This window comes from Ideonella sp. A 288, from assembly GCF_002198735.1.
Lineage (GTDB): Bacteria > Pseudomonadota > Gammaproteobacteria > Burkholderiales > Burkholderiaceae_C > Pseudaquabacterium.
Genome location: NZ_MWLO01000149.1, coordinates 1 through 22489, shown reverse-complemented (window position 1 = coordinate 22489; position 22489 = coordinate 1). Strand labels below are relative to the sequence as shown.

The following is a 22489-nucleotide window of genomic DNA, read 5'->3' as shown; positions in this document are numbered from 1 at the left end:
TGCGCCGAGCCCGGCAGGATCGACCCGTGCGAACCCTGACGGGCGCTGTGGTGATGTTCAACCTGGCGCTGGCCGTGGTGGCCGGCGTGGGCACCCTGCAACTCCAGCGCACCAGCGAGGACACTGCGGCGCGGTGGGTGGCCGACACGGCCAAGCAGATCGAGCGCGAGATCGAACAGACGCTGGGGGTGACGGATCTCGTCCTCCAGAACGTCGTTGACCAGCATCTCATCTACAAGTCCCAGACGCCGCGCGTGAAGGGCGAGGCCTTGGCCCGGCTGGCGGCGCGGCATCCATGGCTGAACGTCCTGCTGACCACCACCGCCGAGGGCGAGGTGCAGTACTGGCCACCCCGGCCGCCCGGCGCCGGCGTGAGCCTGGCCGACCGCGCCTACTTTGTGCGCCTGCGCGACGACCCGGAGGCTGCCCTGCAGGTGTCGCCACCGGTGATCAGCCGCACCACGGGCCTGCCCGTGTTGGCGCTGGCGCGGCGGTTGTCGGATGCCCAAGGCCAGTTCGATGGCGCGACCGTCGCATCGATCCCAGTCCGCCACTTCGTCGCCGGCTTCGAGTCGAAGCTCCAGCATCCGAGCGACACCCTCGAACTGTTCGACGCCCAAGGACATCTGATCGTCAGCATGAGCGCGGCTGGCGTCGAGCTGCCAGACCCCACCGGCACGGCCAATGCGCCCCTGCGCAGCGCCGCGCAGCCCCCATCGGATGCCAGGCTGATGCGCAGCGAGGTGCGCAATCCCACGTACGGCTACTCGGTGGCCTTGGCGATCGCGCCGCACGAGCGCTTCGGCGGCTGGAAGCCGGAGACGCTCGCACTGCTGGGAGGCTGGATGGCCTTTGGCCTGGGCAGCCTGGTCTGGCTGTCTCAGGCCTTGGTCGAGCGGCGCCGGCAAGCGCAGGACGAGCGCGCGCTGCGCGAGAGCGAAGGCCGATTCCGCTCGTTCTTCGACCACGCCATGATCGGCATGGCAGTGCTGTCGCCCACGCGCGAGTGGCTTCAGGTCAACCCGGCGCTGGCGTCGATCCTGGGCCGCACTGCTGCAGAGGTGATGGCCACCCCCTTGACCGGCCTCGTCGACGCCCAGAGTGCAGAGCAGCTCGAACTGAAGTTGGCCAAGGTCTTTTCAGGCGAACAGGACGGCGCCACGATGGAGGCGCGGCTCGTGCACCCGCAACTGGGCTCCTTCGAGGCGCAATTGTCGCTGCGCGGCTTCGATGGCGGCGAGAACCTCAGGTTCATGGCCTTGTGCGTGCAGGACATCTCCCAGCACAAGCACAGCGAGCGCCGCGCCGCGAGTGCACTGGCGGTCACGCAGCACTTCATCGACCACTTCCCGGGAGCCGCCTTCCTGAAGGACGAGAACCTGCGCGTGGTGCTGGCCAACCGCGGTTTCAAGGACATGCTCGGCCTCGAGCCGGGCGAACTGATCGGCAGGACCAACGAAGAGATTTTTCCCGGCGAGTTCGGCGCGAAGCTCAGCCGCGACGACCGTCGCGTGCTGGAGAGCTCGAAGAGCGAGGTCGTCGAAGAAGTCCTCGGCAATCGCTACTTCGAGACCCACAAGTTCAGGGTCACCGGCAGCGACGGCCGGCTCATGCTGGGCGGCCTGACGGTCGACGTCACCCTTCGGCACCAGATCGCCGCCCGCGTGCGGGTCATGCTCGAGCTCAACGGGCTGGGCTCGCAGTTCGGCGAGCGGGAGTTCGTCTCGAAGGCCCTCGAAGCGGTCGAGAAGCTGACCTACAGCCACATCGGCTTTCTGCATTACATCAACGACGATCAGGAGACCATCGAACTCGTCACCTGGACCCAGGGTGCGCTGAAGGGCTGCCAGGCGGCCCACGACACGCACTACCCCATCAGCAAGGCCGGCATCTGGGCCGATGCCTTCCGCACCCGCAGTGCGGTGGTGTTCAACGACTACCCAGGTTATGCCGCCAAGCGCGGCCTGCCGGACGGCCATGCGCATCTGTTGCGCCTGGTCTGCGTGCCGGTCATGGAAGGCGACAAGGTTCGCATGCTGTTGGGGGTGGGCAACCGCAAAACGGAGTACGACGACTTTGCCGTCACGTCCCTGCAACTGCTGGGCAACGACATCTGGCGCAACGTGAGGCGGCTGCGCGCCGAGGCCGCGCTCAGGCTGCGCGTCGACGAACTGAATGCACTCAACCAGCAGCTGACGGTCGCCCAGAACCAGCTGCTGCAGTCAGAAAAGATGGCATCGATCGGGCAGCTGGCGGCCGGCGTCGCGCACGAGCTGAACAACCCGATCAGCTTTGTCCATTCCAACCTGGCCACGCTGACGGAGTACGTGACCGACCTGCTGCATCTGCTCGACCTGAGCCAGAGTTGCGCGCAGCAGCATCTGACGGCAGAACAATCGCAGCCGCTGGATCAGGCCTGGCGCGAACGCGACATCAACTACATCCGCAGCGACATCGTGCAGTTGCTCGCCGAATCGCGTGAAGGGGCCAACCGGGTGCGCGTGATCGTCAAGAATCTGAAGGACCTGGCGCACGTGAGCGACGACGAGCTGGTCTGGTCCGATCTGCGCGATGGACTGAACAGCACGATCAACATCGTCTGGAACGAGCTCAAGTACAAGGTCGAACTGGTCAAGGAGTACGCCGACATACCGCTCGTGCTGTGCATGCCGACGCAGATCAACCAGGTGTTCATGAACCTGCTGATCAATGCCGGCCATGCCATCCAGACCCGCGGGGTCATCACCATCCGCACCGGTGTCTCGGACCGCGAGGTCTGGGTGGAGGTCGAGGACAACGGCCAGGGGATCGCGCCAGAGCACATCCACCACGTCTTCGAGCCCTTCTTCACCACCAAGCCGGTGGGCCAAGGCACCGGCCTGGGCCTGTCGGTGTCGCACAGCATCGTGGCCAAGCACCGCGGCCAGATCACGGTGCGCAGCGAACTCGGCGTCGGTACCTGCTTCCGGCTGTCGCTGCCGCTCATCACCACCGAGGTGCCCGCCGACACAGAGCGACTCGACGCAGTGCCCACCTGAGGCAACGGCCGCTGGCGCGGCGGCGGCGCTCAAGCCAACGGTGGGCCGCCGGTTGCGCCGTGCTTGACGATCGTCACCGGCACCGCGGCATCCTGGACGACGCGCTGCGACACGGAGCCGAGCAGCGCACTGCGCAGTGCCCCCCGGCCACGTGCGCCCATGATGATCGCGTCGCAGCCGTGGCGATGGGCCAGATCGATCAGCACCGGCGCCGGTTCGCCCGAGGCGATCTCGCGTTCGTAGGCCACACCCGCCGCCTCGAGCAAGGCCTCGGCGCCGGCCAGCGCCCTGCCCCCCACCGCGCCGGTCACCCGCTCGAGCACGTCCGAGTCGGGGGGCAGCACCCTCTCGTACAGATAGACCGGCTCCTGCACGGTCGCCAGCACGACGCTGGCGCGCAGACCTGACTGCAGCAGTTGCAGGGCGTGGCGCACGGCGTCCAGCGCCGGCTCGGAGCCATCGACGGCGATGAGGATCTTCATGGTTCGACTCCAGGCAATGGCGAAGCAGTCGGGGCAGCAGGCCCGGCCCCCGCTTCAACCGACACGATGAACCTGCTGGCCCAGCATCTCGGGCGTGATGAGCGTGACGCCGCGCTCGGTGACGTGGAAGTTCGCCCGGTCCTCGGCGAGGTGGACGCCGGCCCTGAAGCCGTCGGGAATGACGCAGCATTCGTCGACGATGACCCTGCGCAGCGTGACGCCGCGCCCGACCTCGACACCGCCGAGCAGCACCGAGTCCTCGATCAGGCTGCGCTCGCCGAGGCGCACCTTCGTGAACAGGATCGAGCGCCGGACGGTGGCACCGCTGACGATGCAGCCACTGGACACCAGCGAGTCGACCACCACGCTGCGCCGCCCGTCGTCGTCGTCGAACACGAACTTGGCCGGTGGCAGCTGGGCCTGCAGGCTGCGGATGGGCCAGTCGTCGTCGTAGAGGTTGAGCTCGGGCACCACGTGGGTCAGGTCCAGGTTGGCATCCCAATAGGCATCGACGGTGCCCACGTCGCGCCAGTAGGGGTGGTCGCCGACCATGTTGACGCAGCTGTCGACGAACCGGTGCGCGTGGACGCGGTGGCTGCCGACCAGGCGTGGAATGAGGTCGCGCCCGAAGTCGTGGCTCGACGCCGCGTCGGCCGCGTCGAGCGCGAGTTGTTCGCAAAGAAGCACCGCATCGAACACGTAGATGCCCATGCTCGCCAGCGCACGATCCGGCGGGCTTGGCAGGGCCTTGGGTTGCGCCGGTTTCTCGTCGAAGCCGCGGATGCGTGCATCGTCGTCCACCGCCACCACGCCGAAGTTGCGGGCGTCCAGCAAGGACACGTCGGTGCAGGCCACGGTGACATCGGCGCCGCTGGCAACGTGGTCGGCCAGCAGGCGCGCGTAGTCCATCTTGTACACGTGGTCGCCGGCCAGGATGAGCACATGCACCGGGTCGGCTTCGCGCAGCAGGTTCAGGTTCTGGTACACCGCGTCGGCGGTGCCGACGTACCAGCCCTCGCCCACCTGCTGCTGGGCCGGAACCACGTCCACGTACTCGCGCAGGCCTGCGTCGAGAAAACCCCAGCCGCGTTCGATGTGGCGGATCAGGCTCTGGGCCTTGTACTGGGTCAGCACACAGACACGGCGGAGGCCGGAGTTGACGCAGTTGCTGAGCGCGAAGTCGATGATGCGCAGCTTGCCGGCAAACGGCACCGCAGGCTTGGCTCGCCCGTCCGTGAGTTGCTTGAGCCGGCTGCCGCGCCCACCCGCGAGCACCATCGCATAGGTGCGCTGGGTCAGATGGAGCAGGCTGCTGCTGGGCCCGACGTCGCGGGTGCGATGGCCGTGGCCGGGGCGGTGCTGATCGGTGCTCATCGGCAGTCTCCGAGGGGGAAGTCGACGGGGCCGCAGGCGTGCGGCGCTGCATCGGCAATGGAGTCCCGGGCGCAGGACTTCGTTCCCCGAGTCCGCAACCTGCCAACGAGACCCGCGCAGGCACTCAGGCTACCGGCGGGCTGCGGCAAAGCGTTGCTGATGATCAATAGCGCAGCCGCTGCACGGCCTGCAGCCACAGGCACCGAGACCGCCGATGCGTTGCGCCATTGCCGTGCCGCGGCCGGTGGCGGTGACGACCTTCATGCCGTGACGACCTTCTGGCGGCGCGGCCGCTCCCCAGCACGCGGTGGTCCTGGGCCCAAGGCCCGGGACACGCGGCGGATGCCACACCGACCTGCGCAGAGCGCCGGGCTCCCGGTCGAACGGGTCCTTGCGCTCGGCATCGGATGCTCAGCGCCTGTGGCCGATCGGCACGATGGCTAACGGCTGCTCGGCCTCAGCCAGTGCCAGGCTGCGGCGCAGTGCGGCGTCGTCGAGGGCGCCGACCACGGTGCCGCCCAGGCCGAGCGCCGCCGCCTTCAGCAGCAGGTTCTGCGCCGCTGCGCCGGCTTCCATCGCCACGTAGGCTTCGGCCCGCGCGCCATAGCGGGCCGCGGTGCGCGCGGGCTGTGCGGCGATCACCACCAGGGCCGGGGCATCGGCGATCCAGCGCTGGCCACGCGTGGCCATGACCACCCTGCTCCTCAGGCTCGCCAACGCGGGCGCCGCGCGCAGCGGGTTCACTTGACCAAGGTGACCGGCACGCTGGCCAGGTGCACTACTTTCTGCGCCACCGAGCCCATCACCAGGCCGGCCACGGCACCCATGCCGCGCGTGCCCATCACGATGGCATCGCAGCCCTGTTCGGCGGCGTAGGCCGCAATCTCCTCGGCCGCGGCGCCGATGCGGACTGCGGGCACACAGGCAATGCCCTCGGCCAGCGCCATGCTCCCCGGCTGGGCGAGAAGCTTCTCGCCCTGGCTGTGCAACTCGGCCGCGATCATGTCCGGCGAGACCAGCTTGCCGGGCCAGGGATGCAGCATCGGCGCCTGCACGTTCAGCACATGGACCTGCCCTTCGGCCTGGCCGCGCACGGTGTCGAGCGCCAGGGCCAGGGCGCGAAGCGCAGCGGGAGAACCGTCGATCGGGATCAGAGCGTTCTTCATCGTGAGCTTCCCTTCGGGCCGCCATGTCGTGGATGGGCAATGCAGCGCCGGCAAGGCCGCGACCGTGCATCCACAAGGCGCGCGTTGACCTGCACCATGAGACAGATCGCGCCTGGCGTCGACAGGTTCAATCGGGCGCGGAAAGGCCGTTGACGCGCGTCAACGTCGACGTCGCGCAAGGGAACGATTTGCGCTTCGGAGCATCTGCAGTGGTGGCTGCGGCCCCATTCCTTGGTCGGATCGTGGGCCGTTGCGCAGTGCCTCGCATCGGTCGGGCCTGCCTCGCCGTGTGCCGACCAGACGCAGAGGATGACCGCATGGCAGCCCCTTCGACGACGGCGCCACCGTGCGAGACAGCCGGGTCGGCTGACCTGGCCGCGCGCGTGGTCGCCACCGTCGAGGGCACCCTGCGCGAGTTGCACGCGGGCGACCCGGAACTGCCGCCGGTGCTGCTGTCCAGCGTGCTGGATCGCGACCTCGGCTTCGACAGCCTGGGGCGCATGGAACTGCTGCTGCGCACGGAACGGGCCTTCGGCCTCGACCTGCCGGCCGACACGCTGCAGCGCGCCGACACCGTGGCCGACCTGCTGGGCGCGGTGCAGCAGGCCCTGTCGCAGCCCGGCGCCGGGCTCACGCGGCCAGACGGCACCAAGGGGCACGCGCTGCCCGGGCCCCTGGCCAGCCCCCTGCCGCCGGACGCAAACAGCGCGCAGAGCGGCGCGCCGGCACAGGCCGGCACCCTGCTCGACGTGCTGGCCTGGCACCTGCAGGAGCACCCCGATCAGACGCAGCTCGTCGTGCTGGCCGACGACATGCCGCCAGGCGGCGAACAGCGCATCAGCTACCGCCAGCTCGCCGAGGCGTCGGCCGCCGTCGCTGCCGGCCTGCAGCGCGCCGGTGTCGTGCCGCGCCAGTGCGTGGCCATCATGCTGGCCACCTCGGCCGACTACTTCAGCACCTATTTCGGCATCCTGATGGCCGGCGCCATTCCGGTGCCGATCTATCCGCCGGCGCGTGCCTCGCAGCTCGAAGACCATGTGCTGCGCCACGGCGGCATCCTCGACAACGCGCGCGCCGTGATGCTGGTCACCGTGGCCGAGGCCATGGTGGTGGCACGCCTGCTGCAGGCGCGGGTGCCGGGTCTGCGCCACGTGGTCACGCCGCAGCAGCTGGCCGCGGGCGGCGGCACGCCCACGCCAATGGCGGTGCGCGGTGACGACATCGCCTTCATCCAGTACACCTCGGGCAGCACCGGCCAGCCCAAGGGGGTGGCGCTGACGCACGCCAACCTGCTGGCCAACATCCGCGGCATGGCGCAGGCCATCGAGGCCACGCCGCGCGACGTGTTCGTCAGCTGGTTGCCGCTGTACCACGACATGGGCTTGATCGGCGCCTGGCTGGCGCCGCTGTACGTGGGCTTTCCGCTGGTGGTGATGTCGCCGCTGGCCTTCCTGGCCAAGCCGCTGCGCTGGCTGCAGGCCCTGCACCACTGGCGCGGCACGCTCTCGGCGGGGCCCAACTTCGCCTACGAGCTGTGCCTGAAGCGCATCGACGATGCGGCGCTGGCCGGGCTCGACCTGAGCACCTGGCGCCTGGCCTTCAACGGCGCCGAGGCGGTCAGCCCCGACACCGTGCGCCGCTTTGCCGAGCGCTTTGCGGCCTGCGGCCTGCGGCGCGAGGCGATGACGCCGGTGTACGGCCTGGCCGAGGCCTCGGTGGGCCTGCTGTTCCCGCCGCTGCCGCGCGTGGCGCCGATCGACGCCGTGGCACGCGAGCCCTTCACGCGCGAGCGCCGCGCCGTGCCGGCCGCGGCCGACGACGCCGGCGCGCTGCGCTTCGCCGCCTGCGGGCGGCCGCTGCCGGGCCACGCGGTGCGCATCGTCGACGAGGCCGGCGCCGAAGTCGGCGAGCGCATCGAAGGCCGGCTCGAGTTCAAGGGGCCGTCGGCCACGCGCGGCTACTTCCACAACCCCGAGCAGACGGCCAGGCTGTTCCGCGACGGCTGGCTCGACAGCGGCGACCGCGCCTATGCCGCCGACGGCGACTTCTACATCACCGGCCGCGTCAAGGACATCGTGATCCGTGGCGGGCGCAACCTGTACCCGCAGGAAGTGGAAGAAGCCGTGGGCCGGGTCGACGGCGTGCGCAAGGGCTGCGTGGCCGTGTTCGGCAGCCCCGACCCCGCCACCGGCACCGAGCGCCTGGTGGTGCTGGCCGAGGCCCGGCCGGTGGGTGCCGAGGCGCGGGCGCAGCTGCGCGACGCCGTGTCGCGCGCCGTCATCGACGCCATCGGCGAGCCGCCCGACGAGATCGTGCTGGCGCCGCCGCACACGGTGCTCAAGACCTCCAGCGGCAAGGTCCGGCGCTCGGCCTGCCGCAGCGTGTACGAAGCCGGGGGCGTGGGTGCCGCGCCGGCCAGCGCCTGGCGCCAGGTGCTGCGGCTGGCCTGGGGCGCCGTGCTGCCGCGCGCCCGCCAGCTGGCGCGTGCGGTCGCCCAAGGGCTGTACGGGTGCTGGGCGACGCTGGTGTTCTGGCTGCTCGCGCCGCTGACCTGGTTGCTGACGCTGCCGCTGCCCAACCCGGCCGCCGCCTGGGCGCTGGGCGGCGTCGCGGCGCGCCTGCTGTTGCGCCTGACCGGCACGCGCTTGACCGTGCGCGGGCTGGACCGGCTGCCCGGCGGACCCTGCGTGCTGGTCAGCAACCATGCCAGCTACCTGGACGGCGTGATCCTGGTCGCTGCCCTGCCGCGCCCGTTCGCCTTCGTGGCCAAGCGCGAACTGCAGCAACAGATCGTGGCCGGCCCCTACCTTCGGCGCCTGGGCACCGAGTTCGTCGAGCGCAGCGACCTGCAGCGCAGCGTGGCCGATGCCGGCCGGCTGGCCGAGCTGGCGCAGCAGGGCCGATCGCTGGCGGTGTTTCCGGAAGGCACGTTCGTCGCCCGGCCGGGCCTGCTGCCCTTCCATCTGGGCGCCTTCCTGGCCGCCGCGCGCGCGGGCGTGCCGGTGGTGCCGGTGGCCGTGGGCGGCAGCCGCGAGCTGCTGCCGGACGGCCACTGGTGGCCGCGGCGCGCATCGCTGCAGGTCGATGTCTGTGCGCCCGTTCCCCCTGTTGCGCAGGCAGGACCGCAGGCACCCGACCTCTTCGCCGCCGCCGTCGCGATGCGCGAGGTGTCGCGACGGGCCATCGCCGGGCGCCTCGACGGCGCGTGAGCCGCTGCCGTCGCCGGGCAGCGTCTCGCGGGCGACCTGCGGCACCGGCGTGGGCGTGCTGACCACACACAAGCAACCCCAGTGCCTGGCAATGGACTGCCGCACCCGGTCGGACAGGGCGCCCGAACCCTGGGGGCGCCGACGGCATCGCGCCCGCAAGTGCCGAAGAAGCGGGCAAGCAGCCTGCTGTTCGGCGCTTGCGCGGCTCGCTGCCCGCCTAAGCTGTCAGCACGAATTTGGGACGAACGGGTACCCCCATGGCAGGCAACATCAATATCACTCGGCTCATCACCCTGGTGCTGGCCGCCTTCTGGGCCGCCTTCATGCTGGTGGGCGGCGGCGCCTGGTGGGCGTTGAGCGACAGCGGCAAAAGCCTGCGTGACGTTCACGACAACCACATGGCGCGCTCCGAATCGCTGGCGCAGATGGCGTTGGCCGTGGAGGGCGCGCGCCTGGAGATCATGCGCGCCTTCCAGCACGACCCCGCTTCGCCGCTGGTCAAGCTGCACGACCACGCCATCGACTCGCACTTCAAGACCGCGCAGGCGCGTGAAGACAAGGTCGCGGCCCTGTGGAAGGACATGCAGGCGCAGGCCATGCCCGGCGAAGAGGCGCGCGCGGTGGAAGAGGCCCTGCGACTGCGCCAGGCCTGGGAGGCCAAGGCCCAGCAATCGCTGGACCGGATCAAGGCAGGAGACTTCTCGGTGCCCGTGATGGGCACCTTCCTGCTGGCCGGTCGCAATGAAGGCGCGGTGCTGATGGCCGCGCTGGAAAAGTTGCGCAAGTGGCATGCCGACCAGGCACAGATCAAGGCAGACGCCGCGATGGCGCAGCAGGCACGCGCCGGCTGGATCTTCCTCAGCCTGCTGTTGTGTTTCGGCGTGCCGGCGACGTGGTTCACGTTCAGCGTGCTGAGGCGCCTGAAGCTGGGCTTTGCCGAGGCGGATGCGATGGCCGCTGCCATCGCCTCGGGCGATCTGGGGGTCAAGGTCCGTTCCGGAGGCCAGGACGAGATCGGGCGCCTGCTGTCCAACATGGATCGCATGAATGGCCATCTGGTCGCGGTCATCAGCCAGGTGCGCCAGGCGGCAGACAGCATCGGCACGGCCTCGGCCGAAGTGGCTGCGGGCAACGTCGACCTGAGCCACCGCACCGAGACGACTGCCAGCAACCTGCAACAGACGGCCAGTTCCACCGAACAACTGGGCGCCACGGTGCGCCAGAACGCCGGCCATGCCAAGCAGGCCAGCGAACTGGCCAATGGCGCCTCCGGCGTGGCCACGCACGGCGGCGAGGTGGTGTCGCAGGTGGTCAGCACCATGCGCGAGATCAACGAAAGCTCCAAGCAGATCGCCGAGATCACCGGCGTCATCGACGGCATCGCCTTCCAGACCAACATCCTGGCGCTGAACGCCGCGGTGGAAGCCGCGCGCGCCGGTGAGCAGGGCCGCGGTTTTGCGGTGGTGGCGGCCGAAGTGCGCAGCCTGGCACAGCGCTCGGCCGACGCCGCGCGCCAGATCAAGACCCTGATCCAGGCCAGTGTGGATCGCGTGGAAGCGGGCAGCCGTCAGGCCGATGACGCGGGCCAGACCATGGCCGAGGTGGTGCAGGCCATCAAGCGCGTGTCCGAGATCGTGGCCGAGATCAGCCAGGCCAGCCGCGATCAGAGCGAAGGTGTGGCCCAGGTCGGCCAGGCCGTCTCGCAGATGGACCAGGCCACCCAGCAGAACGCGGCCCTGGTGGAGCAAAGCGCGGCCGCGGCGGAAAGCCTGCGAGCCCAGGCCCAGCAACTGGTGCAGGCGGTGTCCGCCTTCAAGCTGGCCCAGCACGCCTGACCCAGCGCGTGCCGTGCGGCCTGCGGTGATGTGATCCCGAGGCCCGGCGCGGCCCACGCAGCGAACCCTTGCTCCGCCTCACACGCCCGGTCCTCGGGCGGCGGCAACCAGACCGGCCCCGTGCCGCCGCAGATCAGCGGCGACCCCCGGGCCGGCGCCGTGAAGGCGGGCCGGCGCCCCCGCGGTCCGCACGCACCGGAAGCCGCCCGGCCTCAGGCGCTCAGCCGGCCCAGGAATGCCAGCAACGCCGCCGCAACCGCCTGCGGCTGTTCCTGCTGCACCCAATGGCCGGCGCCGTCGATGAGCACGGGCGGGCCCATGTCGGTGAAGGTGTGGGTGTGCATGCGGGCCAGCGCGCCCGGCGACTGGTGGATGCCCCAGTCCTGCGCGCCGGCCACGAACAGGGCCGGGATGCCGATGGTGCGGCCGGCGTGCATCTGCTGCTCCGCCACCAGTCGGGCGTCGAACCGGCAGCGGTACCAGTTGAGCCCGCCCTGAAAGCCGGTGCGGGTGAATTCGCCGCTGTAAACCGCCAGGTCGGGCTCGGGCAGCCAGCGGCAGGCGGCGACCTGGGCCGGGGTGGGCATGTGCGGCGCCACGGTGGCCGCCATGCCGGCGTCGAGGTCCATGATGTAGTAGGTGGGCATCCTGGCCAGTTCCTCGGCCGCCCAGCCGGCCAGTGGCGTGGGCTGGTTGCCGGGCCAGTCGGCCGACTTGTGGTGGTAGTAGGCGCGCAGGAAGGCATGCACGCCCTGCGGCGCCTGCCACATGTCGGCATTGGCCAGCGGCGTCGCGTAGTAGCGCTGGTAGTGCTTGCGCGGGCGCGGCAGGGCGGACAGCGCCGCGTCGATGTCGATGTCGGTGGTGCCCAGCGCCGGCGCGCCGTTGAAGGGCGCGCTCATCAGCACCACCGACCGGTACACGTCGGGGCGCAGCAGCGCGCTCCAGCCCGCCACCGACGCGCCGAAATCATGGCCGACCACGCAGGCCACCTGCGCGTGGCCGAGGGCGTGCACCAGGCCGAAGGCGTCGCGGGCGAGATTGGCCATGCGGTAGCTGGCCAGGTCGCCGTCCCAATCGGGGTTCCAGCCCGTGGTGCCGCCGTAGCCGCGCTGGTCTGGCGCCACGGCGTGGTATCCGGCGCGGGCCAGGGCCGGCAGCACGTGGCGCCAGGACCAGGCGAGTTCGGGGAAGCCGTGCAGTAGCAGGATGAGAGGCTGGGCGGCGTCGCCAGCCTCGAGCAGGTGCATGTCCAGCCCGTTGATGCCAGGCAGGACGCGCGAGCGCACGTGCGGCGGCAGTGGGGCGGCGCGGTATCCGGTCATGGCTTCACTCCGGTGACGACGGCGACGAACAGGTGGCGAGCGGCCCTGCACAAGGAGCGGGACACGCGCGGGGCGGGCCACCCGTGCGGCGCGACCCAGCGAGCAGACGGGGCGCGCGGGATTCAAGGGTGGCCCCAGGGAGAGGCACTTCGATACTAGACTGCCTGCGCTCCGGCGGCCTTGGGCGCGGCCGGTGCGCAGGCAGTCTAGTANNNNCTCCGGCGGCCTTGGGCGCGGCCGGTGCCCCCCCCCCCGTTCCGACCACCGCTCCACGCCTGGACCATGCCGCCATGACCGCCCCCACGCCCCGCCGCACTGCCCTCGTCACCGGCGCCGCGAGCGGCATCGGTGCCGCCACCGCCCGCCGGTTCCTGCGCGAAGGCTGGAACGTGGTGATCGGTCACCTGGACGGGCAGCAGGCCGAGGCCCAGGCGGTGGCCAACGCAGCCGCCCAAGGCGCGCGCGCCTTGGGCGTGGTCAGCGACGTCACGCGCGACGACGACTGCGTGCGCACGGTGCGCGCCGCCATCGACGCCTTCGGCGCGCTGCACGTGCTGGTCAACGCGGCGGGCATCAGCAAGATGGTGGCGCACTCGCGCCTGCACGATGTGTCGGCCGAGGATTTCCAGCGCATCTACGCGGTCAACACCATCGGGCCGTTCCAGATGACGCGGGCCGCTGCCGACGCGCTGAAGGCGTCGTCGACCGACGCGGTGCGCTCGGCCATCGTCAACATCTCGTCTCGCGCGGCGCTGATGGGCAGCGGCTCGTCGGTGCCGTACGCGTGCAGCAAGGCGGCGCTGAATGCGCTGACGATGTCCACCGCGCGATCGCTGGCGCCGCAGGTGCGGGTGAACGCGGTGTGCCCGTCGCTGGTGGAACAGGGCTTCGTGGAGCGGCTCGCGCCAGAATCGTTCGCCGACCGCAGCGCGCACCAGAAGACGGTGTCGCCGCTGCAGCGGCTGGGGCATCCTGACGAGGTGGCCGAGGCGATCCACTGGCTGGCCACGGGGGCCTCGATGATGACCGGCGCGATCGTTGAGCTGGACTTCGGGATGCACCTCAACGCCGTATGAAGGCGGCGGCGGTGCGGCGAGATCGGCACTGCGACGGTCGCTCCGGGGTCGTCAGTTGCCCTCCCTTGAGCAGAGTGCTTCTCCCACCTCCCCTCCAACAGCCGCCGTGACGCGTGTCAGCCGGTTCACGGCTGCGACACCCGCCCACCGATCACCTGTCCGACGCCCCAGCCGCCTCCCGCGTCGGCAAGCTCCACAACCACGCCGCCACCAAAGCGCAACACACCGCCGGCACCCAGCCGATGCGGCCGGGCAGCAGCCAGGCGGCCCAGGCCGAGCCCAGGGTCATCATCACCGTGGCCAGTTGCTTGGCGCGCAGCGGCACGGCCCGGTTGGCCCGCCAGGACTGCACCATCGGGCCGAAGCGCGGGTGGTTCAGGATCCACTGCTCGCAGCGCGCGCTGCCGCGCGAGAAGCAGAACGCCGCCAGCAGCACCAGCGGCGTGGTGGGCAGCAGCGGCAGGAAGATGCCGATGATGCCGATCGCCAGGCTCAGGCCGCCGGCGATCAGCCACAGCACGCGTTGCCAGGCCGGGCGCTCTGGCAGCACGGGCTCGAGGGATTCGCTCATGGCGGCATCGTACCGCCCGCACCCGGGCTTGACGCCGGACAAATGCCCGGCCGGCCGAGGGCTGTTAGGCTGCGCGTCCAACTGCATCCTCCACCCGCCCTGCCGAGGCCCGCACCACCATGAATGCCCCCCTCACCTGGTCCGAACAGTTCGCCCTGCAGCAGCCGCAGATGGACACCACGCACCAGGAGTTCGTGGCCCTGCTGGCCGACGCCCATGCCGCGCTGGACGGCCCGGCCGACGCGCTGCTGCAGCGCTGGGACACGCTGGTCGAGCACACGGTGGCGCACTTCGCCCAGGAAGACCGCTGGATGGCGGCCACCGGCTTCGCGTCCGAGAACTGCCACAGCTTCCAGCACCAGGCGGTGCTGCAGGTGATGGTGGAATGCGGCCGCCGCGCCCGCGAAGAGGCCGACTTCGAGCCGCTGCGCATCGCCGTCGGCGAACTGGCGATCTGGTTCCCGCAGCATGCGCAGATGATGGACGCGTCGCTGGCCGAGCACCTGCTGCGCGTCGGCTTCGACCCGGTGACCGGACAGGTGCGCGACACCGCGCTGGCCGGCACCACGCCGATCACCGGCTGCGGCGGCGGCAGTTGCTCGACCTGACCACCTTGCCCTGACGGCGGCGGCGCGCCCGCACGCGCTGCGGATGTGCAGGTCCGCAACGCGGCCGGGCGGCGACACCCACGGCGGCAGGCCCCTCCCCGGGCTAGCATTCGGCCCCGAGGAGACCGCCCCATGACCGTCATCACCACCATCGAAGACCTGCGCGTGCTTGCCAAGAAGCGGGTGCCGCGCATGTTCTACGACTACGCCGATTCGGGGTCGTGGACCGAATCCACCTACCGCGCCAACGAGGGCGATTTCCAGTCGATCAAGCTGCGCCAGCGCGTGGCGGTGAACATGGAGAACCGCAGCACGGCCACCCAGATGGTGGGCGTGGACGTGCGCATGCCGGTGGCCATCGCCCCGACGGGCCTGACCGGCATGCAGCATGCCGATGGCGAGATCCTGGCGGCCCGGGCGGCCGAGAAGTTCGGCATCCCGTTCACGCTGTCGACGATGAGCATCTGCTCGATCGAGGACATCGCCGCGCACACCAAGGCGCCGTTCTGGTTCCAGCTGTACGTGATGCGCGACCGCGATTTCATCGAGCGGCTGATCGACCGCGCCAAGGCCGCGAAGTGCGGCGCACTGGTGCTCACGCTCGACCTACAGATCCTGGGGCAGCGCCACAAGGACCTGAAGAACGGTCTGTCGGCGCCGCCCAAGCTGACGATCCCCAACATCCTGAACATCATGACCAAGCCGCGCTGGGCGCTGGGCATGCTGGGCACGCCGCGCCGGCAGTTCGGCAACATCGTCGGCCACGTCAAGGGCGTCACCGACATGGGCAACCTGTCGGCCTGGACCTCGCAGCAATTCGACCCGCGGCTGAACTGGGGCGACGTCGAGTGGATCAAGAAGCGCTGGGGCGGCAAGCTCATCGTCAAGGGCATCCAGGACGTCGAGGACGCGCGCATCGCCGCCGACTCGGGCGCCGACGCGCTGATCGTCAGCAACCACGGCGGCCGCCAACTCGACGGTGCCGAATCCAGCATCCGCGCGCTGCCGGCCGTCGTCGACGCCGTGGGCTCGCGCATCGAGGTGCACATGGACGGGGGCATCCGCTCGGGCCAGGACGTGGTCAAGGCCTGGGCCCTGGGCGCGCGCGGCACCTACATCGGCCGCGCCATGCTCTATGGCCTGGGCGCCATGGGCGAGGCCGGCGTGACCAAGGCGCTGGAGATCATCCGCAACGAGCTCGACCTGACCATGGCCTTCTGCGGCCGCACCCAGATGGCCCAGGTGGACAAGAGCATCCTGCTGCCGGGCACCTACCCCACCTGAACCACGGCCACGTCCCGGACCTGGGTCGGGGGCCTTGAACCGTTTTTTGGGAGATGATGCGGGCTAACTGACAAAGTGATCTCTCCGGCGCTGCCGTGCCCCTTGCGCGGCAGGAGGCTGGCCGATTGTTGAATGGAGCTACCGTGCCCGTGCCCTCCCCTGCCTCGACCCCCTGGCCCCGGGCCATCGATGCACGGCCTTTCCGGATCCGGCCGCCCCACCAGAGCGGGCCGCTGATGCTGGCGATGGTCCTGGCCGGCCTGTCGGCATGGCCCGCCCCGGTGGCCGCGCAGGACGACGCCATCGTCATCGGCGCCAGCCTGCCGCTGTCCGGCCCCAATGGGGGTGTCGGCCAAGAGGCGCTGTCGGTGATCAACGCCTACTTCGATTCGGTGAACAAGGCCGGCGGCATCGGTGGCCGGCGCCTGAAGCTGCAGGCGCTCGATGACGAGTTCAATGCGCAGAAGGCCGTCGAGAACGCCACCCGGCTGGCCGACGGCAAGGCGGTGGCCCTCTTCAACTGCTGGGGCACGTCCAACTGCGCGGCGATGATGCCGGTCATCACCCGGGTCGGCCTGCCGATGGTGGCCGGCATCTCCGGTGCCGGCCCGATGCGCGAAAAGCCGGGCCGCTATGCCTTCAACGTGCGAGCCACCACCGAGGCCGAGATCACGCGCATGGTGCAGCACCTGACGACGATCGGGCAGACTTCCGTCGCGCTGGTCTACCAGAACGACCCCTTCGGCAAGAGCGGCCGTTACGCCGCGCAGGCTGTGTTCGACAAGGCGCAGATCTCCCCCGCGGCCGAACTGTCGATCGAACGCGACGGCAGCAACGCCGAAGCCGTGGTCGAGTCGCTGAAGAAGCTGCCGGGGCTGGGCGGCGTGATCCTCGTCGCGGCGCCGCCGGCCACCGTGAAGCTGATCCCGATGGCGCGCGAGCGGCGCGTGTCGGTGCAGTTCTACAACCTCGCCGCGCAGGCCAACCGCAAGGTGGCGGCCGACCTGGGCCCGCACACGGCCGGGGTGGTGTTCACCACGCTCGTGCCCAACCCGTGGCGCGACGGCATCCCGGTGGTCCACGACTACCAGAAGTTGCTGGCCACCACCGACGACAAGCGCGAGTTCTCCTACCTGGGCCTCGAGGTCTACATCAACGCCAGGGTGCTGGTCGACGGCCTGCGCAAGGCCGGCCGCACCGTGCAGCGCGACAGCCTGGTCACCGCGCTCGAAACCATGGGGCTGCGCAAATACGGGCCGGTGACGGTGGACTACGCCCAGGGCGAGCGCAAGGGCTCGCGCTACGTGGGCCTGACCATGATCGACCGCACGGGCCGGTTCGTCGAATGACCGGCCGACCGGCCGGGCCTCGCCGGCCGGTCGCCGAAGGACCGGCTCAGGGCGCCGGCGGCGTCACCGGGTCGATGTAGCGGTCAAACAGCGCCAGCGCCACGCGGCGCAGCACGCGGAAGCGCGAGCAGTGCGCCAGCGCGATGAGGTCCAGCGCGTAGCGACGGTCGTAGCGCATGCGGTGCACCGAGACGGCCTCGCCGGCCCCGGCCATCAGGTCGCGGAAGCTGGTGAGCAGGCCGATGTCGAGGCTGCCCTCGGGCACCAGGGCCGGCACGCGGCGCCCGACGTCGAAGAAGCCCGGCGGCATGCGGTCGAGTTCGGTGATGGCCGGCATCAGTGCCGGGGCGGCGCGGTGGGTGTGTTGCGGCATGCCACATCTTCGGCGGCACGGCCCACCGGCCAAAGCGCGAGAAACGGCGCCGCAGCGCGCCAGTTCGGTGCGTTGCCGGGCACCCTGCCCGGCCACGGCGCGCTCAGGCCTTGGGCAGCGTCACGCCGCGCTGGCCCTGGTACTTGCCGCCGCGGTCCTTGTAGCTGGTCTCGCAGACCTCGTCGCTCTCGAAGAACAGCACCTGCGCGCAGCCCTCGCCGGCGTAGATCTTGGCCGGCAGCGGCGTGGTGTTGCTGAACTCCAGCGTCACGAAGCCTTCCCACTCGGGCTCGAAGGGCGTGACGTTGACGATGATGCCGCAGCGCGCGTAGGTGCTCTTGCCCAGGCACACGGTGAGCACGTTGCGCGGGATGCGGAAGTATTCGACCGTGCGGGCCAGCGCAAAGCTGTTGGGCGGGATGATGCAGACGTCGGCCTCGATGTCGACGAAGCTGCGCTCGTCGAAGTTCTTCGGATCGACCACCGTGCTGTAGACGTTGGTGAAGACCTTGAACTCGCGCGCGCAGCGCACGTCGTAGCCGTAGCTCGAGGTGCCGTAGCTGACGATCTTCTGCCCGTCGGCCGACTGCCGCACCTGGCCCGGCGCGAACGGCTCGATCATGCCGTGCTGCACGGCCATGCGGCGGATCCACTTGTCGCTCTTGATGCTCATGCTGCGCCCTCTGCGCCGGTGGCGCCCATTGCGGAATGCCGGCGGATTATCCCTGCCGCCAGACCGACGCCCGCGGGCCGCGTCAGCTCGGGTCGCCGAGCCAGTTGCCGATGACGTCGGCCGCGCGCGGCTTGTCGTGGCCGCGCGTCGGGCTGGCCTTCGGCGTGCCCAGCGCCACCCAGCCCACCAGCGTCTCGCCCGGGCCGCAGAAGGCCTGCTGCACCCGCGGGTGCCGCACCTTGCCGCCCGACAGCATCTTGCCGGCGAAGCCCAGCGCCTGCGCGGCATTGAGGAAATTGGCCAGCGCGCCGCCCAGGCAGATCCACTGCTCGTGCACCGGCACCTGCGGGTGGCCGAGGTCGGGCCGCGCGATCACCGCCACGGTGACGGGCGCGCGCCGGGCCCGCTCGGCATCGAGCGCGGCGCCGTCGGCGTCCTTGCCGGCGTCGCGCGCGGCCTGTTCGAACAGCGCCGCCAGCCGGTCGCGCGCCGGGCCAGCCACCACCGAAAACCGGAAGGGCACCAGCCCGGCATGGTCGGGCGCGCGCAGCGCGGCGTCGGCCATCCGCCGCAGTTGCGCGGCGTCGGGCCCGGGCTCGGCCAGGTGCTTGGCGCCGACCGACTGGCGGTCGAGCAGGCGCTGCAGCAAGTCGCTCACTTCGATTGCAACTGCTGCAGGTCGGCCAGGGTGTTGGCGTTGAAGAAGGCCGCGGCGTCGTCGAAGGGCACCTCGATGCAGCGGTGCTGGCCGGTCCAGCGGTCGATCTTGCGCTGGCCGCCCTGGATGAAGCGCACCAGGCTTTCCATCAGCCCCGACTGCATCAGGCAGAACACCGGCTGCACCTGCATCCGGCCTTCCTCCATCGTCGAGGCCATCGCGATCTCGGCGTCGGCGGCCTCCAGCGCGGCGGCCAGGCGCTCGACCAGGTCGAGCGGGAAATTCGGCGTGTCGCAGGGCACGGTGACGAGGTAGGGCGTCTCGCATCGCTCCAGCCCGGTCAGGAAGCCGGCCAGCGGGCCGGCGTAGTCGGGCACCGCGTCGGGCCACACCGGCACGCCCATCGATTCGTAGGCGCTTAGGTTGCGGTTGGCGTTGATCATGCTGGAGCCCACCTGCAACTGCAGCCGCATCAGCGCGTGCAGCGCCAGCGGCATGCCCAGGTGGTTCTGCAGGCCCTTGTCGACGCCGCCCATGCGGCTGCCGCGCCCGCCGGCGAGCACGAGGCCGGTGATGTCGTCGGGGGAGATCATGTTTCGAGCAGGTCGAAGCCCTGCGTTTCCACTTGCACGAAGGCGCGGGTGAAGCCGGCCACCGCGTGCCACAGCCGGGCGCGCGGCTGGGCCTGCACCGCGTCGCACAGTGCCTCGGCCCAGGGTTGCAGGTGGCGGCGGAAGAAGCGGCGCTGCTGCTCGAGGTTGCAGGTGGCCACGTCGTCGCCGGCGATCAGCCAGCGCATCACCTCCAGCTCGTAGGCGATGTGGTCCTCGGTCTCCAGGCGCTGGTCGTCGCGGGCCAGGCCCAGCCCGGCCAGGTCGGTGCGCAGGTCGGCCAGCGGCTTCTCGTGAAGGAAGCCGCTCAGGTAATACGAACCGTACGCGAACACCTCGGGCTTGCCGACGCCGTGGAACAGCGCCTCGTGCTCCTCGGCCGCAGCGGCGGCCGTGGAGGCGCGCATGGCCGCCACCAGCTCGCCCCAGGGCGCTTCGAGGAAGCCGCCGGGCTCGGGGGCCTGCGTCACCGCGACGCGAAACTCCTGCAGCAGCGCCTCGTCGGGCGGCGCCAGCCACAGCCGGGCCAGCAGGCCGTACAACTCGGCGCGGGCCAGTTCCTCGCTGTCGTCGGCGCTGGCGAAGCTCAGCGCCCTCAGATGGGATTCATTCATGCGCGCTCGGCTCGTCGTGGGTCACAGGTCGGTGATGCGGGTTTCGTTCGGGTTGGTGTGGATGTCGATGACGCGGCAATCGCCGCACATCTTCAGCCGCTCGGCCGCCGCGCCCTGGAAGGCGGCGTGGCCGGCCAGCTTGGCCACCATCATCTCGATCGCGCGCAGCGTGCCGAAAGGCTTGCCGCAGCGCACGCAGGCGAAGGGCTCCACCTCGTGCAGCACCCGCGCCGCCTTGCGCGCCTTGCCGTCGTCGGCCAGCCACAGCCGCGGGTGCAGCGTGATGGCGGACTCGGGGCAGGTGCTGGCGCACAGGCCGCACTGCACGCAGTTCTTCTCGATGAAGCGCAGCTGCGGCTTGTCGGGGTTGTCGGCCAGCGCCGCCTCGGGGCAGGCACCCACGCACGACAGGCACAGGGTGCACTTGTCGGTGTCGACCACCAGGCTGCCGAAGGGCGCACCGGCCGCGGGCAAGGCGACCTCGTCGACGGCGCCGGGGGCCTGCGCCAGCAGGTGGTCCAGCGCCATGTCGAGCGTGCCGCGCTTGTCGGCCCCCGTGGCGAAGGTGGCCGCCTGGCGCACGCCCTGCGCCGCCGGCGCGCGCAGCGCGGCGTCGAGCGCCGGCAGGTCGCGGGCGTCGCGCGCCTCGATCAGCCGGAAGTGCTGGCCGGCGAAACCCAGGCCGCTGACGATGGCCTGCGCCACGGCCATCTGCTCGGACAGCGCCTGGCGGTACTCGGGCGCCTCTTCGCCGGTGGCCAGCACCCACACCTGGTTGGCGCCCTGCGCAAAGGCCGCCAGCCACAGGTCGATGCCGGTGGAGGCGGTGTGCCACAGCGCCACCGGCAGCACCCGCGCGGGCACGCCGTGCACGCTGCGGTCGGTGCGCGCGGCGCGGCCCAGCTGGTCGACCAGGCGTTGTCCCTCACCCTCGCTGTGCAGCAGCAGCGCCGCGTCGCGGCCGCCGGCCTGGGCGTAGGCGCGCAGCATCGTGCGCAGGCGCTGGCCCTGGTCGGCCGGGCCCGGGTAGGCGAAGCTGAGGGCGCCACTGGGGCACACCGTGGAACAGGCGCCGCAGCCCACGCACAGGTGCGGCTCGACGATGATGCCGCCGCCCTGCCCGACCGGCGCACCCGGGGCCGGCGCGCCGGGGATCGGGCCGCGGCTCTTGCCGGTGCGCTTGCCTTTCAGCGCCGCATCGCTGCGGATGGCGCGCGCCGAGCACACGTCGATGCAGGCGGTGCAGCCGATCTGCTCGTTGCGGCTGTGCGCACACAGCTTGGGCCGGTACTGGAAGAAGCGCGGCTTGTCGAACTCGCCGGTCAGGTCGCGCAGCTTCAGCACCGCGTCGAACAGCCGGCGCTCGTCGCTGCCGACATGGAAGTAGCCCTGCGGCGGCTGGTGCATCGCGAAGGCCGGTTGCTCGCGCAGGTCGAGCACCAGGTCCACCGTGTCGCCCACGGCCTGCGGCTCGCGCTGGAAGTCGATGGCACCGGCCGCGTCGCACACCCGAACGCAGTCGCGGTGGCTCTTGCAGGCGGACAGGTCCACCTGGTAGCTGAAGTCGATGGCGCCCTCGGGGCAGGCTTCGATGCAGGCGTTGCAGCGGGTGCACAGCTCGAGGTCGATCGGGTTGGACGAAGCCCATTCCACCTCGAAGGCGCCCAGCCAGCCGGTCAGCCGGGTGAGGCGCCCGGTGTGCACCGCGTGCGCGCGGGCCTGCGGCAGCGCGCCGCCCGGGCGGTCGATCAGCTGCACCACGTCCAGCGTGTCGACCAGCATCGCCGCGGCGCGCTCGGTGGCGTCGGCACCGCCGATCACCAGGCAGCGGCCCGCCGACTTGTAGCCGATGGTGGACACCGGGTCGGGCGGCGGCAGCTGCGCCGCCGCAATCAGCGCGGCGATCTTGGGCGTGGCCTCTTTCGCGTCGCGCGACCAGCCGCCGGTCTCGCGCAGGTTGACGAAGCGGATGGGCCGCTCGGCCACCGGCCGCGCGCCCTCGGTCTCGGCATTGAGTTCGAGGAACAGCCGGCTTTCCTGCGTGCAGGCCACCAGCAGGTCCTCGCCCGACTTGGCGGCGCGCTGGAACGCACCGGCCTCGCGCCGGCACAGCAGCGTGTGGACGGTGTCGAGGCCGTCAGTGCTCGCGCCCGGTGTCTTCGCCAGCGCCTGGCCCAGGGCCTTGGCGTCCAGCGGCATCGTGCGGTTGCAATCGCAGATCAGGGTCTTCATCGGGGGTGGGG

20 protein-coding genes are annotated in these 22489 nt (G+C 70.8%); 7 read left to right on the top strand and 13 right to left on the bottom strand.

Annotated features, from left to right (window positions below):
- The first annotated feature begins 26 nt into the window (after positions 1–26).
- A complete protein-coding gene (locus tag EOINJALH_RS25640) occupies positions 27–3038 on the top strand; it encodes an ATP-binding protein (protein ID WP_158219898.1) in 3012 nt (1003 codons plus the stop codon).
- A gap of 29 nt (positions 3039–3067) precedes the next feature.
- On the opposite strand, the gene EOINJALH_RS25635 is transcribed toward EOINJALH_RS25640, so the two are convergent.
- The 5 genes from EOINJALH_RS25635 to EOINJALH_RS25620 form a co-directional block, all read right to left on the bottom strand.
- A complete protein-coding gene (locus tag EOINJALH_RS25635; RefSeq protein ID WP_088285534.1) occupies positions 3068–3520 on the bottom strand; it encodes a universal stress protein in 453 nt (150 codons plus the stop codon).
- A 54-nt stretch (positions 3521–3574) separates the two neighbouring features.
- The gene (gene glgC / locus EOINJALH_RS25630) at positions 3575–4894 is read right to left on the bottom strand and encodes a glucose-1-phosphate adenylyltransferase (protein WP_088285532.1); all 1320 of its coding nucleotides are present in this window, start codon (positions 4892–4894) and stop codon (positions 3575–3577) included.
- A 129-nt stretch (positions 4895–5023) separates the two neighbouring features.
- On the bottom strand, positions 5024–5158 hold the full coding sequence (locus EOINJALH_RS33250; RefSeq protein ID WP_255407142.1) for a hypothetical protein: 135 nt from the start codon (positions 5156–5158) through the stop codon (positions 5024–5026).
- Between the two features lie 147 nt (positions 5159–5305).
- Positions 5306–5638, bottom strand: coding sequence for a nitroreductase family protein (locus EOINJALH_RS25625; RefSeq protein ID WP_255407141.1), 333 nt, complete (start codon positions 5636–5638; stop codon positions 5306–5308).
- Positions 5635–6060 carry a universal stress protein gene (locus EOINJALH_RS25620; protein WP_088285528.1) on the bottom strand — a complete coding sequence of 142 codons (426 nt, stop codon included), beginning with the start codon at positions 6058–6060 and terminating at the stop codon, positions 5635–5637. The genes EOINJALH_RS25625 and EOINJALH_RS25620 overlap by 4 nt, the downstream gene beginning before the upstream one ends.
- Positions 6061–6377: 317 nt before the next feature.
- Between EOINJALH_RS25620 and EOINJALH_RS25615 the strand changes: the two genes are divergently transcribed.
- Complete coding sequence (locus EOINJALH_RS25615; protein WP_088285526.1) at positions 6378–9269, top strand: AMP-binding protein; 2892 nt, start codon at positions 6378–6380, stop codon at positions 9267–9269.
- A gap of 257 nt (positions 9270–9526) precedes the next feature.
- Entirely contained in the window at positions 9527–11104 is a 1578-nt protein-coding gene (locus EOINJALH_RS33375) for a methyl-accepting chemotaxis protein (protein WP_144290166.1), read from the top strand.
- 212 nt (positions 11105–11316) lie between these two features.
- Here EOINJALH_RS33375 and EOINJALH_RS25605 read toward each other — a convergent pair whose 3' ends face one another.
- Positions 11317–12429 carry an alpha/beta fold hydrolase gene (locus EOINJALH_RS25605; RefSeq protein ID WP_088285524.1) on the bottom strand — a complete coding sequence of 371 codons (1113 nt, stop codon included), beginning with the start codon at positions 12427–12429 and terminating at the stop codon, positions 11317–11319.
- A 290-nt stretch (positions 12430–12719) separates the two neighbouring features.
- On the opposite strand from EOINJALH_RS25605, the gene EOINJALH_RS25600 reads away from it, so the two are divergent.
- On the top strand, positions 12720–13505 hold the full coding sequence (locus EOINJALH_RS25600) for an SDR family NAD(P)-dependent oxidoreductase (protein WP_088285522.1): 786 nt from the start codon (positions 12720–12722) through the stop codon (positions 13503–13505).
- 151 nt (positions 13506–13656) lie between these two features.
- On the opposite strand, the gene EOINJALH_RS25595 is transcribed toward EOINJALH_RS25600, so the two are convergent.
- On the bottom strand, positions 13657–14076 hold the full coding sequence (locus EOINJALH_RS25595) for a YbaN family protein (RefSeq protein WP_088285520.1): 420 nt from the start codon (positions 14074–14076) through the stop codon (positions 13657–13659).
- 119 nt (positions 14077–14195) lie between these two features.
- Between EOINJALH_RS25595 and EOINJALH_RS25590 the strand changes: the two genes are divergently transcribed.
- The 3 genes from EOINJALH_RS25590 to EOINJALH_RS25580 all read left to right on the top strand — a co-directional run bounded on the left by EOINJALH_RS25590 (position 14196) and on the right by EOINJALH_RS25580 (position 17317).
- On the top strand, positions 14196–14684 hold the full coding sequence (locus EOINJALH_RS25590) for a hemerythrin domain-containing protein (protein ID WP_088285518.1): 489 nt from the start codon (positions 14196–14198) through the stop codon (positions 14682–14684).
- A gap of 132 nt (positions 14685–14816) precedes the next feature.
- Positions 14817–15968: an alpha-hydroxy acid oxidase gene (locus EOINJALH_RS25585; RefSeq protein ID WP_088285516.1), complete on the top strand. Its 1152-nt coding sequence runs from the start codon at positions 14817–14819 to the stop codon at positions 15966–15968.
- 236 nt (positions 15969–16204) lie between these two features.
- Complete coding sequence (locus tag EOINJALH_RS25580) at positions 16205–17317, top strand: ABC transporter substrate-binding protein (RefSeq protein WP_088285514.1); 1113 nt, start codon at positions 16205–16207, stop codon at positions 17315–17317.
- 46 nt (positions 17318–17363) lie between these two features.
- Here EOINJALH_RS25580 and EOINJALH_RS25575 read toward each other — a convergent pair whose 3' ends face one another.
- From EOINJALH_RS25575 to EOINJALH_RS25550, 6 genes are all read right to left on the bottom strand, one after another.
- Positions 17364–17690, bottom strand: coding sequence for a hypothetical protein (locus EOINJALH_RS25575; RefSeq protein ID WP_088285512.1), 327 nt, complete (start codon positions 17688–17690; stop codon positions 17364–17366).
- A 103-nt stretch (positions 17691–17793) separates the two neighbouring features.
- Positions 17794–18363 (bottom strand): dCTP deaminase, encoded by a 570-nt coding sequence (dcd, locus tag EOINJALH_RS25570; protein ID WP_088285510.1) that lies wholly within the window; start codon positions 18361–18363, stop codon positions 17794–17796.
- A gap of 82 nt (positions 18364–18445) precedes the next feature.
- Entirely contained in the window at positions 18446–19021 is a 576-nt protein-coding gene (locus EOINJALH_RS25565) for a nitroreductase (RefSeq protein WP_088285508.1), read from the bottom strand.
- Positions 19018–19614: a molybdenum cofactor guanylyltransferase MobA gene (mobA, locus tag EOINJALH_RS25560; RefSeq protein WP_088285506.1), complete on the bottom strand. Its 597-nt coding sequence runs from the start codon at positions 19612–19614 to the stop codon at positions 19018–19020. The genes EOINJALH_RS25565 and mobA overlap by 4 nt, the downstream gene beginning before the upstream one ends.
- Positions 19611–20246 (bottom strand): molecular chaperone, encoded by a 636-nt coding sequence (locus EOINJALH_RS25555; RefSeq protein ID WP_088285504.1) that lies wholly within the window; start codon positions 20244–20246, stop codon positions 19611–19613. The genes mobA and EOINJALH_RS25555 overlap by 4 nt, the downstream gene beginning before the upstream one ends.
- 21 nt (positions 20247–20267) lie before the next feature.
- Positions 20268–22445: a 4Fe-4S binding protein gene (locus tag EOINJALH_RS25550; RefSeq protein WP_088285619.1), complete on the bottom strand. Its 2178-nt coding sequence runs from the start codon at positions 22443–22445 to the stop codon at positions 20268–20270.
- Positions 22446–22489: the final 44 nt, after the last annotated feature.

What these genes read in the sequence shown, in the direction of transcription:
- EOINJALH_RS25575 (WP_088285512.1), bottom strand. Translation starts at nt 17,690, where the DNA reads ATGCCGCAACACACCCACCGCGCCGCCCCGGCACTGATGCCGGCCATC.
- EOINJALH_RS25590 (WP_088285518.1), top strand. Translation starts at nt 14,196, where the DNA reads ATGAATGCCCCCCTCACCTGGTCCGAACAGTTCGCCCTGCAGCAGCCG.
- EOINJALH_RS25585 (WP_088285516.1), top strand. Translation starts at nt 14,817, where the DNA reads ATGACCGTCATCACCACCATCGAAGACCTGCGCGTGCTTGCCAAGAAG.
- EOINJALH_RS25620 (WP_088285528.1), bottom strand. Translation starts at nt 6,060, where the DNA reads ATGAAGAACGCTCTGATCCCGATCGACGGTTCTCCCGCTGCGCTTCGC.
- EOINJALH_RS25635 (WP_088285534.1), bottom strand. Translation starts at nt 3,520, where the DNA reads ATGAAGATCCTCATCGCCGTCGATGGCTCCGAGCCGGCGCTGGACGCC.
- EOINJALH_RS25595 (WP_088285520.1), bottom strand. Translation starts at nt 14,076, where the DNA reads ATGAGCGAATCCCTCGAGCCCGTGCTGCCAGAGCGCCCGGCCTGGCAA.
- EOINJALH_RS33250 (WP_255407142.1), bottom strand. Translation starts at nt 5,158, where the DNA reads ATGAAGGTCGTCACCGCCACCGGCCGCGGCACGGCAATGGCGCAACGC.
- EOINJALH_RS25550 (WP_088285619.1), bottom strand. Translation starts at nt 22,445, where the DNA reads ATGCCGCTGGACGCCAAGGCCCTGGGCCAGGCGCTGGCGAAGACACCG.
- EOINJALH_RS25580 (WP_088285514.1), top strand. Translation starts at nt 16,205, where the DNA reads ATGCTGGCGATGGTCCTGGCCGGCCTGTCGGCATGGCCCGCCCCGGTG.
- EOINJALH_RS25615 (WP_088285526.1), top strand. Translation starts at nt 6,378, where the DNA reads ATGGCAGCCCCTTCGACGACGGCGCCACCGTGCGAGACAGCCGGGTCG.
- EOINJALH_RS33375 (WP_144290166.1), top strand. Translation starts at nt 9,527, where the DNA reads ATGGCAGGCAACATCAATATCACTCGGCTCATCACCCTGGTGCTGGCC.
- dcd (WP_088285510.1), bottom strand. Translation starts at nt 18,363, where the DNA reads ATGAGCATCAAGAGCGACAAGTGGATCCGCCGCATGGCCGTGCAGCAC.
- mobA (WP_088285506.1), bottom strand. Translation starts at nt 19,614, where the DNA reads ATGATCTCCCCCGACGACATCACCGGCCTCGTGCTCGCCGGCGGGCGC.
- EOINJALH_RS25555 (WP_088285504.1), bottom strand. Translation starts at nt 20,246, where the DNA reads ATGAATGAATCCCATCTGAGGGCGCTGAGCTTCGCCAGCGCCGACGAC.
- EOINJALH_RS25605 (WP_088285524.1), bottom strand. Translation starts at nt 12,429, where the DNA reads ATGACCGGATACCGCGCCGCCCCACTGCCGCCGCACGTGCGCTCGCGC.
- EOINJALH_RS25600 (WP_088285522.1), top strand. Translation starts at nt 12,720, where the DNA reads ATGACCGCCCCCACGCCCCGCCGCACTGCCCTCGTCACCGGCGCCGCG.
- glgC (WP_088285532.1), bottom strand. Translation starts at nt 4,894, where the DNA reads ATGAGCACCGATCAGCACCGCCCCGGCCACGGCCATCGCACCCGCGAC.